Here is a 13,675-nt window from a genome sequence, read left to right as displayed (position 1 = left end):
GTGTCCATTGTGGATAAGTGTTGACTTATCCGCATATTAGCGTAGCCAGCCAATTTCCGCAGCGGTCAGGTCATTAATGACGGTGTATTGCAGGCTGTCCGGCATTTTGCTGGTGCTGCTACTTAGCGGAATATGCCCGCCCATTAACTCAGCTTTCTGCTGTGGATAGCGTGGCTGTTGCTGCGGGTTGGCATAACCCAGCGGATAAATCGGCAGTCCGGTGGCCAGATCATATTTATCACGGGCGCCAAAAGCATGCAGTAATTCATGCACCAGCACCACATGGTTCTGCTGGGTCTGACGCTCGGCGGCAAACAGGTTAACCGAACCAATCCGGCCTTTTTCCAGCGCGGTAGAATGTTTTAAAGCTTTTTGATGGGCTGGATCATAATAGTTTAAATACAGGGTCACATGCGGTGCGCCATCAACTGACTGATGCTGACGCCAGGCATAAAACCGGAACTTGAGACTCCAGATGATGCTATCGAGTAAAGAAGCCTGTTCCGGTACCTGTGGCGGCAACTGTTTCAGTTCCCGGCTAAGCTGCAGATAAAAATATACCGGTTGCTGGCGATACTGTGCCGCGGCCTGCTGCAAATACTGCTGCACCGTTTGAAAACTGCTGTTAGACAGCTGCTGGATATAACGCTGGGTGCTGTCCTGTCCATCGGCATTCACCGGATGCAAGAGCACCCGCACTGGTTTATTCCAGTCCTGATTCTGGTCACGATAGGCATTTACCGCCACAATGAAAAGAATCAGCAACAAGATCAGGATACGAATCTTTTTCCACATCGGCTTAAGCGCTCTGTTTTTTGAGTTTTCTCAGATACATCTGACTCATTTCAATTTTGGTTTCAAACAGATTCAGGGTTTTAATGAGTCCGGAGAGCTTGGCCCGACCATAGTTTCTGGAATCAAAATCCGGTTTTACCGCGCTGATATATTGCCCAACCATACCCAGATTGGCCCAGCCATTTTCATCGGCATTGTCTTTGACTGCTTTATAAATCAGATTCAGTGTGGCGCGATCCATCATCTCTGCAGCCGGGTTTTCTTTCGGCACAGTGCTGGATTTTAGCTCGGAGTTTTTTGCACTTTCTAGGTTCTTTTTGTCCTGAACCGGGCTTATTTCATCTTCTTCGGCATTTTTCAGTTCATTTTCAGAGATCAGGTTTTCAATATAAATAAATTTATCACAGGCTTTTTTAAATGCTTCCGGGGTCGATTTTTTGCCAAAACCATAAACACTGAGGCCATTTTCACGAATCCGCGAGGCCAGCGGAGTAAAGTCACTGTCACTGGACACAATACAGAAACCATCCAGCGCTCCGGCATAGAGCAAATCCATGGCATCAATAATCAGGATCATGTCGGTGGCATCTTTGCCTTTGGTATAGGCAAACTGCTGTACCGGGGTAATGGCATGTGGTAACAGCACATCACGCCACTTTTTCAGGGTTTCACTGCTCCAGTCTCCATAGACCCGTTTCACACTGGCAATACCATATTTGGCCACTTCTTCAAGCACCGAAGCAATAGCGTGAATCGAAGAGTTATCGGCATCAATTAATACCGCAAATTTTTTTGTTTGGATATCCACCGGTTCCCCAAGCGCTTATTATTCAAATTTATTGTGGAAGTAATTTTGACATAAAAAATGCCGACTTCCGTCAGCATTTTTTCAGTTTTTCACGATCAGGCTTCGACCCATTTACCATCCTGATATACCAGACTCCATTTGGTCTGTTTGCCTTCAGGGGTTTCAGAGCCAATATATTGCGCCTGATTTTTACGGCTGAATTTCACCAGAGTCGGGTTGCCTTCTGGGTCTACATCGGGTGCCTGCAAAATGAATTGATATTTTGGATCAAGCTGGTCAGCAACCGTACGCAGTTCCGCCACCTTCGGTGCACGGGTTTCACGCACTTTCGGGAACTTGCTGGCCGCCAGGAATAAACCGGCAGCGCCATCACGCAGGACAAAAAAGTCATCATGCTTGGTCGAGCGTAAATGTTCCATCTTGATGGGGTCGACACGCGGCGGCGCAGGCTGACCGTTTTTCAAGACTTTACGGGTATTGTCACAGCTGGTGCAGGCAAAGTATGGACCAAAACGGCCAGTTTTCAGCTGCATTTCGCCATCACATTTATCACATGGAATGGTCGGGCCATCATAGCCTTTAATCTTGAACTCGCCTTCTTCCAGCTCAAAACCGGCACAGTCCGGGTTATTACCGCAAATATGCAATTTACGGCCACCATCAATCACGTAGCTATCCATGGCAGTTTCACAGATCGGGCAGCGTTTTTTCGACATCAGGTCGGCGGTTTCAGCACTGTCATCATCTGACAGGGCCGCCAGAGATTCAACTGGCGTTAAATTCAAAGTGCCTTTACAGCGTTCTTTTGGCGGCAGGTTATAACCGGAACAGCCCAGGAATACCCCGGTGGTACCGGTACGAATCTGCATTGGACGTTCGCATTCCGGACAATGCACGGCATCCACTTCCACCGGCAGATTACGGCGCATGCCCTGTTCGCCCTGTGCATTGGTCAGACGGGTTTTAAAATCACCATAGAAGCTGTCGAGCAGATCTTTCCAGTTGCGTTCACCATCGGCCACTTTATCCAGCTGACCTTCTAAGTCCGCGGTAAAGTCGTAGTTCATCAGGTTGTTAAAGCTTTCATCCAGACGGTCGGTGACAATTTCACCCATCTTTTCCGCAAACAGGCGGCGGTTTTCCAGCTTGACATAACCACGGTCCTGAATGGTAGAAATAATCGCCGCATAGGTCGATGGGCGGCCAATGCCACGTTTTTCCAGTTCTTTCACCAGCGAGGCTTCGGTAAAACGTGCAGGCGGCTTGGTAAAGTGTTGTGATGGGTCCAGCTTTTGCAGTTTCAGCACTTCGCCGACTTTCACTGCAGGCAGCAATACATCATCATCAGACTTGTTCTGACCACGTACTTTGGTAAAACCATCAAAGACCAGGGTACGGCCTTTGGCTTTCAGTTCTACCCCATTGGCATTGACCAGAATGGTCGATGATAAATATTCGGCCGGAGTCATCTGACAGGCCACAAACTGACGCCAGATTAAATCGTATAAACGCTGGGCATCACGCTCGACACCAGCCAGGCTGTCGCCTTTCAGACCAACATTGGATGGACGAATCGCTTCGTGAGCCTCTTGCGCGCCGGCTTTGTTGCCGTAACGGTTTGGCTTGGCCGGTAAATATTTCTGGCCGTACTCGGATTCAATATGCGTACGCACCATATTCACGGCGTCATCACTCAGGAACGTCGAGTCGGTACGCATATAGGTAATAAAACCGGCTTCATACAGACGCTGTGCCAGCATCATGGTTTTCTTGACCGAGAAACCTAAGCGGGTACTGGCCGCCTGTTGCAGCGTTGAGGTGATATACGGCGCACTCGGATTCACCTTGGTCGGCTTGTCTTCACGTGCAGCCACCGTATAGTCTGCATCTTTAATCAGGTTCAGCAAGGCATCGGTTTCAGCCTTGTTACGCAGCTTTAGGGTCTTGCCATTTTGCTTGACTGCTTCCAGACGAATATCATCTTGTGCAGATTTGGTATCGGCAAATACCTGCCAGTATTCTTCCGGAATGAAGGCACGAATTTCACGTTCACGCTCTACCACCAGTTTCACGGCTACTGACTGGACACGACCGGCTGACAGACCACGGGCAATTTTTTCCCACAGCAATGGCGAAATCATAAAGCCAACCACACGGTCCAGGAAACGGCGCGCCTGCTGCGCATTGACTTTATTGGTGTCTAGACGTGCCGGATGCTTAAAGGCTTCCTGAATGGCATTTTTGGTAATCTCGTTAAATACCACACGCTGATAACGCGCATCATCACCGCCAATGACTTCTTTTAAATGCCAGGCAATGGCTTCCCCTTCACGGTCCAAATCCGTTGCCAGATAGACTTCATCGACCTGCGATGCCAGTTTTTTCAATTCAGCAACAACATTTTCCTTGCCCGGTAGCACTTCATACTGGGCTTTCCAGCCATGCTCCGGGTCTACCCCCATGCGGTTGACCAAGGCCTGCTGAGCTTTTTCTGCTTTTTGTGCTTCGGTCAGTTTGGCACGTGTGGTGGTTTTCTTTTCTGTACTTTTACTGGCGCCTGTAGGCAAATCACGCACGTGACCGACCGACGACTTTACAATGTAATTCGAACCGAGGTATTTGTTGATTGTTTTCGCTTTTGCAGGCGACTCCACAATCACCAAGGCACGCTTAGCGCCATCGGCAGATTTTGCTGTAGTGCTTTTCGATGTGGAGCGAGGAGCGTTCGCCATAGTTAACCGTAGTTCCTGTGAAAATGTTTTAAATTAAAGTTCAGCCAAAGAATGTAAATATGCCTTGATGTCATCCAGTTGGGTGGCTTTCAGATCAGCTTCTTCATCCCAATAGAGTCCTACACAGTTTGCCTGCATATCAATAGCATAAATGCCCTTTAATGCAACGGGTGTATGATTAAATTTTTCCTCACCATGCACCAGTTCAAGCTGCTGATCGACCACCCGGGCGCGCATTAACGGCAAGCGGGCCTCTGGAATCAATACGCTATAATAGGCCACCATACTGGCACGGCTTTCTGTGGCCATCGGAATTTTGGTCCAGTCCGGCGCAGCCACCAGACGCGGATGCAGGCCCATCTTGCGGGCTTTTTCACGCATCAGGCCCAGGGCTTTTTCTCTTGGACTGACACGCAAACCAAAAATCGAGCCCAGCACAAAAATGATGATGGCCAGTGCCACCCAAATTCCAGTATTTTCCATAGCTCAACCTTTATGTTCTTTTATTAGAGTTGCATAAGCGCCATATAAAACGCAAGTTTGCACGATAAAATTAATTCAGGAACATTTCGTGGCTATAGACCACTTCATGCCCGTTCCAGTAGATATAGCCTTTTTCCAGCAGTTCCTTGAGCAATAACCGCACGTCGGACTGGGGAAACATCTGTTCTAACAGGTCACGCAAGGCATAAATATCTTTGGGTTTATCGGCTTTCAGTTCGCGCAGTTTACGCGCCACTTCCAGCTGTACCGGATCAATCTGGTCAAAGTTTTTAAACAACGGCTGCTGCGCACTTTGAATCGGCGCGGCGACAGAGTCCTGTTCAATAACAGGAGCAGCTCCGCTTTCTGTCGACTGTAACTGTTTTAAGGCCTGATCCAGACTGCTGGCCACCGGTGTTTTTTCAGCAGAGGCATTTAAATCCAGCTGAATCCACTGTTTCAGCACCTTCTTGCGAAAGGCAATTTGCTCATCATAACGCTTGATAATTTTCAGATTAATTAACAAACCGACCAGACGCTGGGCTTTTTCCGGCACCACCTGCAAAATATTGCTGAGAGAGTTTTTCAGCTTCTCGACCGTATTCGGTTTACCGCTCATTTTTGCCAGAGCATCACAGTATTTTTTGACCAGTTGCAAATACGGTTTTTGCTGGATGGTGGCAATACTCGGCAAGCTGTATTTTGGCGTATGAAGTGGCTGCGCCGCATCTTCTGGCTGAATTAGAATCAGATGGGCACTGATATTCGAGGCCTGTAGCATCTGCACCAGAATATCGCTGCTGTCCTGGGCCGAAATAATTTCGACATGGCTATCTGGCTCAAGTAATGCCATTAACTGCCCGACCACCACGGCATATTCAAACTCTTTATGCGGTGCTTCTGGGGTGTCCAGTACCACCACCTGAGCGCTGTTCATCCAGCTGGCCAGTTCAGTCAGGTCATCCAGCGCGTACTCAAAGCGTCCGGCACAGTTAAACAGGTAGAGTGTCGAATAATGCTGCAGAATATCGCGCAGCAGTTGTGCCGTAGGCATATTCTGTTCAAGATCTAAAAGTACAACTTTCTGGGTCATGACAAAAAATAAAGGATCTGAGAGCCGAAAGTGGGCATTAGAGCCGGAAGTGAGATAAAGGTCAAATTTTTTTATTGTGGCGCTGTGATCGCTGCCTCAAAAGCGACTGGAGCTAAACCGCCCCACTAGCCCCCGCTTTATATAGATACCTCAACATAAAACCCGCATTCAGGCTGCGGGTGTATTCATAGATTGTGCGGGATGCTCTAGCAATTGACAGATTAATAATGCGGCGGAATATTGGTCAGCGGATCGAAGGGAGCAATGCCTTCTGACAGGTCAGCCGACTCAACCCGTTGATAAAGCAGCTGCATTTGTTTCTTGAGGTCGGCAATTTCCAGATTCTGTTTAGTCACCTGCTCATTCAGCTGTTCAACTAAATCATCTAAAAATGCAATTCGGACTTGCAAATCTTCAATGGGTGCGGAAAATGACGCCTGATCATTTAGATTTTGTTGTTTAGTCATTTTAAATCCTCATTTGAGATTTTTCAGGAAACACTATGGCCTATATTACCCTAAGGGATGTCCAACTCGCGTTTGGTGGACCCGCCCTGCTCGACGGCGCGAACTTTACTCTTGAACGTGGCGAACGAGTGTGTTTGATCGGCCGTAATGGTGAAGGTAAGTCTACCTTACTTAAACTGATTGAAGGAAGCTTACTGCCCGATGCCGGCGAAGTCTCGATTCAAAATGGCTTAACCGTGTCCATGCTGACCCAGGATGTCCCGATGGATTCGGGCAAGGTTGCCGATATTGTCGCTGATGGTGCCGGTGAAGCAGCAGAGGTCCTGCGTGCCTATCATGCCGCCAATGATGCCTGCGTGCTGGGCGATATGGCCGCCTGCGAGCGCATGGGTGAACTGCAACACAAACTGGATCAGCTTGATGGCTGGGCACTGGAAAACAAGGTCAACTCTATTTTAAGCAAAATGGGGCTGGACCCGAATGCCGATCTGGCAGATCTTTCCGGTGGCCGTAAACGCCGCGTGCTGCTGGCCCGTGCCCTGCTGACCCAACCGGACATCCTGTTACTGGATGAGCCGACTAACCATTTAGATGTTGAAAGTATCGAATGGCTGGAAAAATTCCTGCTCGATCAGAACAACCTGACCTTATTGTTTATTTCGCACGACCGGACCTTTGTCGACAGTCTGGCAACCCGTATTGTCGAACTGGATCGCGGGATTCTGCGCAGTTATGAAGGCAACTATTCACGCTATCTGGATCTCAAAGCCCAGCAGCTGGAAGCAGAAGAAAAACAGAATGCCCTGTTTGAGAAAAAACTGGCCGAAGAAGAAGCCTGGATCCGTCAGGGTATTAAAGCGCGTCGTACCCGCAACGAAGGTCGTGTTCGTGCCCTGAAAGCCTTACGCGAAGAATCCAAAGCGCGTCGCTTCCAGCAAGGCAAAGTCAACATGGGCGTACAGGAAGCTGCGCGTTCAGGCAAACTGGTCTTTGATATTGAACATCTGGGCGTCAGCTATGATGGCAAGCCGCTAATCAAAGACTTCTCGGCCATTGTCATGCGTGGCGACCGGATTGGTCTGGTCGGAGATAACGGGGTCGGTAAAACCACCCTGATTAAAGCCATTTTGGATGAAGTGGAACACAGCGGTACCGTTAAAATTGGCACCCAACTGGAAATTGCCTATTTTGATCAGCTGCGTAACCAGCTGGATTTGGAAAAATCGGTCAAGGACAACGTTTCTGAAGGTTCTGACTTTGTTGATGTCAATGGACAGCGCCGTCATATCTACAGCTATCTGCAAGATTTCCTGTTTAACCCGGAACGTGCGCGTACCCCGGTCAAAGCCTTGTCCGGCGGTGAACGTAACCGCGTGCTACTGGCCAAACTCTTGCTGAAACCATCCAATTTAATTGTGATGGATGAGCCGACTAACGATCTGGATATGGTCACGCTGGAACTGCTGGAAGAAATGCTGGCTGAATACAAAGGCACCTTGCTGCTAATTTCGCATGACCGTGCCTTTATGGACAACGTGGTTACCTCGACCTGGGTGTTTGATGGCAAAGGCCATATTGAAGAATATGTCGGCGGCTATCAGGACTATTTACAGCAGCGTCCGGATCAAACCGTGGTTGACCAGAAAATGGCGGTGAAAAAAGCCCAGGCCAAGGCAGAAGCAGCAAAAGTAGAAGCTGCTCCGGCGCCTGTGAAAAAGAAACTCAGCTATAAAGATCAGCGTGAGCTGGACCAGCTACCGGCTGAAATTGAAGCGCTGGAAGCAGAACAGGCTGCACTGTCAGAAAAACTGGCTGATGGTTCCTGGTTTGTATCCGATGCCGAAGCTGCAACCCAGGCTTCGCAGCGTCTGGCAGAAATTGAAGAAATCCTGTTGGAAAAACTGGAACGCTGGGATGAGCTGGAAAATATGAGCAAAGGCGGTTAATTCACCCGCTTCACAGCATCTGCCGGACAGCGGCAGATGCTTTTCATCTTCAAAATCGTTCATGCTACACTGCATTTAACCTTCATTTTAAAACGTCACTATGCCGCAACCGCAAGATTATCAACCTGGTGAATTTCAATGGTCCTTTCTGCTGCCGAAATACTGGGGCATCTGGATCGGTATTATCTTCCTGATGATTTTGGCAATCTTGCCGTGGGCCATTCAGTACCGTTTAGGCCAGTGGCTGGGCCAGCTGGCGTTTCGCTATCTGCATTCACGCCGTAAAACCACTGTCCGCAATCTGGAGCTTTGCTTTCCAGAATGGTCTGCGCAAGAGGTGCAGGACAACGCGCGCCAGGTTTTTGTTGACCAGATGATTGGCGTATTTGAAACCCTAAATGCCTGGTATAGCCCGAAATGGTTCCAGGGCCGGGTCAGTATTGAAGGTCTGGAATATATTCAGCAGGCGCAAGCGGAAGGCAAAGGCGTCTTGTTGCTGGGCACCCACTCGACCCTGCTTGATGCCGGCGGCTATTTATGTGCCCAGTATTTTGAACCCGATGTGGTCTATCGTCCGCAGAACAATCCGCTGTTAGATATGCTGATTTACCGCTGCCGGGCCACCATTTATGCCCATCAGATTGACCATGATGATATGCGTGGTCTGGTACGTAACCTGAAAAATGGCCATGCCATCTGGTACAGTCCGGATCAGGATTTTGGCCTGAAACAAGGCGTAATGGCGCCATTCTTTGGCGTGCCGGCAGCCACCGTGACTGCGCATCGTCGTTTACTGAAAATGACCAAAGCCGCCGCAATTCCGCTGTATTTCTACCGCCATGGTGATCTTAAAAATCCGAAATATCATGTCTTGATTGAGCCACCGGTTGAGCGTTTACCAAGTGAGGATGAAGTCGATGATGCGACGCGTGTTAATTTGATTATTGAACGTCAGCTGCGCATCGCGCCGACTCAATATATGTGGTTTCATCGCCGTTTTAAGACCCGTCCACAAGGCTATGAGCAGCTGTACTAAGCAATACAGCTGTATTAAGCCAATCTTTCTGCGAGTCAAATACCATATGCTGATCAAAATACCAGGACACGACAGCCCATAAAGTTAAACCCGAGTTCTGCATCCTGCAAAACTCGGGCTTATGAGGTTGTGCTTTCAAAACTTTTTTGTTGTTATCTCTGGCTTTCCATTCCTGCATCATCTCCATGATGACAATCCACCGGCTTCAACTTCCTTAACGGGACTCTCCTTTCCCAACTCCATCTGCCGATATGCTTAGAATACGCAGCTTGCTCGGTTTCAGCTATTGGCCATCGGCCTAAATCTGTGTAAGCCATTTCTTACACTTTTCCTCAAATTTCATGGCGTCTTGCTGCCCTGCTTATAATCCTGAGCCAAATCATCGGTCACGATTTTTTCTTCCCGCTCGGCTTTTTCAATACCCTCCTGAATCGCCTCCTGCGCTTCTTCTTCATCGGCTTCAGTCTGTTCCAGCTCTTCCTGAATGTGCTCAAACACCCGACCGGTCTGTAACACCACATAGACCGGAAAATGATCTGAGCCCATATGTGGCAAACGCTTCATCTCCACCAAGGCAAAATCGGTACTGTGAAACACATGGTCCAGCGACCAGCGCAATAAGGGATAATCGGCATGGAAAGTATTGACATAATGCCGGCCGACGCGCGGGTCCAGCAGGCCACTGATGCGCTGAAACAGACGTGTGGTGCGGGACCAGGCCACATCATTCAGGTCGCCCATCACAATACAGCTTTCATCCAGATCTTTAATCTGATCGCCGACAATTAATAGCTCGGCATCACGCAGGGTCGAATCTTTGGCTTCAGTCGGACTCGGCGGTTTCGGATGCAGACAATACAGCTGCACCGGCTGGCCTGAACGCAAGATGACCGTGGTATGAATTGACGGAATTTCATCGCTAAGGATAAATTTCACTTCGGTTTCTTTTAAGGGCAGGCGGCTATAGAGATGCATGCCATATAAATTGTCCAGCGGCACCGGCACGCGATAAGGATAATCCGGTTCAATCACCGCCAGCTGCTGCTGCCAGACCGTATCGGTTTCCAGTGTCAGTACCAAATCGGGCTGGTATTTCCGGATTTCAGCAATGAGCAGGTGATATTTCTGGTTGGTGGTCAATACATTGGAAACTATTAACGAAATTTGCTGATCAGGGTTCAGCTGCTCCGGCTTGACCTTTTTGACCTGCTTTTTCCAGATAAAGGTATAAGGCAGCACCATTTTCAGCTGGTACGCCAGAGCGGCAATCAGACCGGTTAAAATCACATAGCGCGGCGTATCCCAGGCCGCATCCCACAGCAGCATCAGCACAAAGGCCACAATCCCCAGCATCAGAACCTGCAATCTGGGAAAATCGGCACCTCGAAACCACCATTCATCGCGCGGAATCAGCGACCAGAAGCTGATCCAGATGACGAAAATGGCCAGCATTTCCACCCAAATCATATGCACCTACTTAGAAAGTTCATTTTTCTCGTTTTTTTTAAATAGAAATCTAACGTTATCAATTTTGTATGTAACACAAACAAGTTATTTCACTCAATAATAATGATGTTTTGATTATGTAGAGCTTGCAGTTGTGTCCCCTTTTGATACACTCATACTCCTTTTTGTTTTTTTACGCACCGAGGCAAAGTGACATGAAAGTAGGTCTGGTCGGTTGGCGCGGGATGGTAGGTTCCGTCCTTATGCAACGTATGGTTGAAGAGAATGATTTTGCTCATTTTGAGCCATTTTATTTCTCTACCAGTAATGCCGGTGGTGAAGCACCAGCGTTTGGCGGTAAAACTGCCCCAGCACTTATGGATGCAACGGACATTAACAGTCTGAAGCAAATGGATGTCATTATTACCTGTCAAGGTGGCGACTATACCTCCGACGTGTTCCCGAAACTGAAAGCCGAAGGCTGGAACGGTTACTGGATTGATGCAGCATCTACCCTGCGTATGGATGATGAAGCGATTATCGTACTTGATCCGGTGAACATGAACGTGATTAAAGACGGTCTGGTGAAAGGCACCAAAACATTTGTTGGCGGTAACTGTACGGTTTCACTCATGTTGATGGGCTTAGGCGGTCTGTTCCAGAACAATCTGGTGGAATGGGCAACCTCGATGACTTATCAGGCAGCTTCGGGTGCGGGCGCGCAGAACATGCGTGAACTGATCACCGGTATGGGCTACCTGTATAACAACACCAAAGAACTGCTGGATGACCCACGCTCTCCAATTCTGGACATCGACTCTAAAATTGCTGAACTGCAACGTGGCGAAGGTTTCCCGTCAGCCAACTTTGGTGTACCGCTTGCTGGCTCTTTAATTCCATATATCGACAAACAGCTGGAAAATGGCCAGTCGAAAGAAGAATGGAAAGGTCAGTCTGAAACCAACAAGATTTTAGGCAACCAGCAAATCGTACCAATTGATGGTCACTGTGTCCGTATTGGTGCCATGCGTTGTCACTCTCAGGCCCTTACCCTGAAACTGCGTAAAGATGTACCTCTGGATGAAATCGAAGATATCATCGCCAGTGCCAATGACTGGTCGAAAGTGGTACCAAATACCCGTGAAGCCTCAATGACAGATTTAACGCCTGTTGCAGTAACCGGTACCTTAACTGTTCCTGTGGGCCGTTTACGCAAGCTGAACATGGGTAAAGAATACCTGGGCGCGTTCACCGTCGGTGACCAGTTACTGTGGGGTGCGGCAGAACCGTTACGCCGTATGCTACGCATCTTAATTGACTACAAAAACGCGTAAGCCTTTTAAGCAAAAGTAAATTACAAAAAGCCGATCTGAAAAGATCGGCTTTTTATGTAACTAGCCTGTAAATATTTTACAATCGACTTACAACTCGCTAATCTATTCTTTTCGCTATGCGATAAATGACCGAGCTAACGATTAAGATGACCGTATATAACAAATTAAAGATCGCGATTTTAGCTATTCTTGCCTCACAACATATTCATGCGATTAATGTCGATCCTGTTCAGATTCAGTCAGCACCTGGGGAATTGCTGTATGCTGAAATGAACTTCCGTCAGTCCAATGTCAATGCGCCGATTGAAGTCAGTCTGGCCTCGGCAGAAGATTTGATGGCCATTGGTGCCAGCCATCGTCCACCGGGTCATTTAAATTTCTTTACCCGACGTGACGGTGCTGGCAACGGGGTCATTACCATTACCTCATCTCGGCCACTGACCGATACCGAATTGAATATTGTGGTCAAAATTCGTGAAGGCTCGGCCACGCGTTTACAGCATATTAAAACCTCACTAAAACGCAGTACCCTGGCAGAACAACGCGCGCAGCTGCAACCGAAAGAGCAGCCACTAACCCCGGTTATGGTCGTGAATGAACGGGACATTGCCTTAAACTTGCCGACCAGTACCGCCTATACCGCAGCCACTGCACCTGCCAGCACCACGCGCAGTGTAGAAGCACCCCTGGCGATTCAAGCCAGCCCGCCACCGGCTTTAAGTCCATCAACCACACCAGCTGTCAGCGCAGCAGCACAGCCGGCTGCAAGCCCTGTGTCAGCGGTTACGCCATCAACTCCGGCGACATCAGCTCAACCGGCCTCTACAAATAACGCGGGCAACACAGCTGCCGTAAATACATCTGCCCCGGTTTCAGCAGATCCGCTGGTCAAGAAATATGCCGAGCAGTTAAAAGCGCAGCAACAACAGGCACCGGTTACAGCACCCAAAGCGCCAGCTCCATCTGCGCCAGCATCAACCACAGCACGGCATGTGGTGCAATCCAATGAATCGCTATGGGCCATTGCCTCACGTATTGCCGCAGAGAACCAGCAGCCAGTCGGCGAAGTGATGCAACAGATTAAAGCCCACAATGAACATGCCTTTATTCAGGGCGATGCCAACCGTTTACGCCGCGGTGCAACCTTGAATTTACAGGCCGTCAGTAGCGGGCAAAAAGCCGCGAAAAAGACCATGCCAATCCCGGTAACCCAGCCTTCACGCCAGTCTGGCAAGGCCAAATACCGGATCAGTCAGGCCGAAATGAGTCTGGTGGCAGAAAATCAGCAAGATTCTGCCCAAGGTTCTGCCAAAAAGAACACAAAAAGCGCGCAAACCTCAGAAGAGTTGTCACTAAAAGTTATGACAGCGCGTGAGAAAACCGTTAAATTACAGAGAAACGTAACACAGTTAGAATTGGCATTAAGTCAGAAGGATCAAAGAATTCAATTACTCAATGCGCGTCTTGCTGAATTGCAACAACAGTTGAAAAAGCAACAAGCCGAAAATAAGCCAAAACTCTAACGTATTACTCAA

General features: G+C 48.7%; 11 protein-coding genes. 4 read left to right on the top strand and 7 right to left on the bottom strand.

What is annotated here, in order from left to right; translation table 11 throughout:
- Positions 1-36 precede the first annotated feature (36 nt).
- The 6 genes from F905_RS14190 to F905_RS14165 all read right to left on the bottom strand — a co-directional run bounded on the left by F905_RS14190 (position 37) and on the right by F905_RS14165 (position 6,378).
- Entirely contained in the window at positions 37-795 is a 759-nt protein-coding gene (locus F905_RS14190; RefSeq protein ID WP_005182094.1) for a hypothetical protein, read from the bottom strand.
- A gap of 4 nt (positions 796-799) precedes the next feature.
- Positions 800-1,603, bottom strand: coding sequence for an NYN domain-containing protein (locus tag F905_RS14185; RefSeq protein ID WP_005182091.1), 804 nt, complete (start codon positions 1,601-1,603; stop codon positions 800-802).
- Between the two features lie 95 nt (positions 1,604-1,698).
- A complete protein-coding gene (gene topA, locus F905_RS14180; protein ID WP_005182090.1) occupies positions 1,699-4,335 on the bottom strand; it encodes a type I DNA topoisomerase in 2,637 nt (878 codons plus the stop codon).
- A 33-nt stretch (positions 4,336-4,368) separates the two neighbouring features.
- A complete protein-coding gene (locus F905_RS14175) occupies positions 4,369-4,818 on the bottom strand; it encodes an ammonium transporter (RefSeq protein ID WP_005182089.1) in 450 nt (149 codons plus the stop codon).
- A 70-nt stretch (positions 4,819-4,888) separates the two neighbouring features.
- The gene (locus tag F905_RS14170; RefSeq protein WP_005182088.1) at positions 4,889-5,911 is read right to left on the bottom strand and encodes a hypothetical protein; all 1,023 of its coding nucleotides are present in this window, start codon (positions 5,909-5,911) and stop codon (positions 4,889-4,891) included.
- Positions 5,912-6,132: 221 nt separating this feature from the next.
- On the bottom strand, positions 6,133-6,378 hold the full coding sequence (locus F905_RS14165; protein WP_005182087.1) for a SlyX family protein: 246 nt from the start codon (positions 6,376-6,378) through the stop codon (positions 6,133-6,135).
- A gap of 35 nt (positions 6,379-6,413) precedes the next feature.
- Here F905_RS14165 and F905_RS14160 point away from each other — a divergent pair, with 35 nt between their 5' ends.
- On the top strand, positions 6,414-8,324 hold the full coding sequence (locus F905_RS14160) for an ATP-binding cassette domain-containing protein (RefSeq protein ID WP_005182086.1): 1,911 nt from the start codon (positions 6,414-6,416) through the stop codon (positions 8,322-8,324).
- Positions 8,325-8,424: 100 nt separating this feature from the next.
- Positions 8,425-9,360 carry an LpxL/LpxP family Kdo(2)-lipid IV(A) lauroyl/palmitoleoyl acyltransferase gene (gene lpxL, locus F905_RS14155; RefSeq protein ID WP_005182083.1) on the top strand — a complete coding sequence of 312 codons (936 nt, stop codon included), beginning with the start codon at positions 8,425-8,427 and terminating at the stop codon, positions 9,358-9,360.
- Positions 9,361-9,699: 339 nt separating this feature from the next.
- Here lpxL and F905_RS14145 read toward each other — a convergent pair whose 3' ends face one another.
- A complete protein-coding gene (locus F905_RS14145; protein ID WP_005182079.1) occupies positions 9,700-10,827 on the bottom strand; it encodes an endonuclease/exonuclease/phosphatase family protein in 1,128 nt (375 codons plus the stop codon).
- Between the two features lie 194 nt (positions 10,828-11,021).
- Between F905_RS14145 and asd the strand changes: the two genes are divergently transcribed.
- Together asd and F905_RS14135 are read left to right on the top strand one after the other, a co-directional pair.
- Entirely contained in the window at positions 11,022-12,140 is a 1,119-nt protein-coding gene (gene asd / locus F905_RS14140; RefSeq protein ID WP_005182074.1) for an aspartate-semialdehyde dehydrogenase, read from the top strand.
- Positions 12,141-12,265: 125 nt separating this feature from the next.
- Entirely contained in the window at positions 12,266-13,663 is a 1,398-nt protein-coding gene (locus F905_RS14135) for a FimV/HubP-related protein (RefSeq protein ID WP_005182072.1), read from the top strand.
- The last annotated feature ends 12 nt before the right edge of the window (positions 13,664-13,675 follow it).

Origin of the sequence: Acinetobacter sp. CIP 53.82 (genome assembly GCF_000369465.1) — a bacterium.
Lineage (GTDB): Bacteria > Pseudomonadota > Gammaproteobacteria > Pseudomonadales > Moraxellaceae > Acinetobacter > Acinetobacter indicus.
The sequence above is the reverse complement of the archived record's forward strand: the minus strand, read 5'-3'. Positions and strand labels throughout refer to the sequence as shown.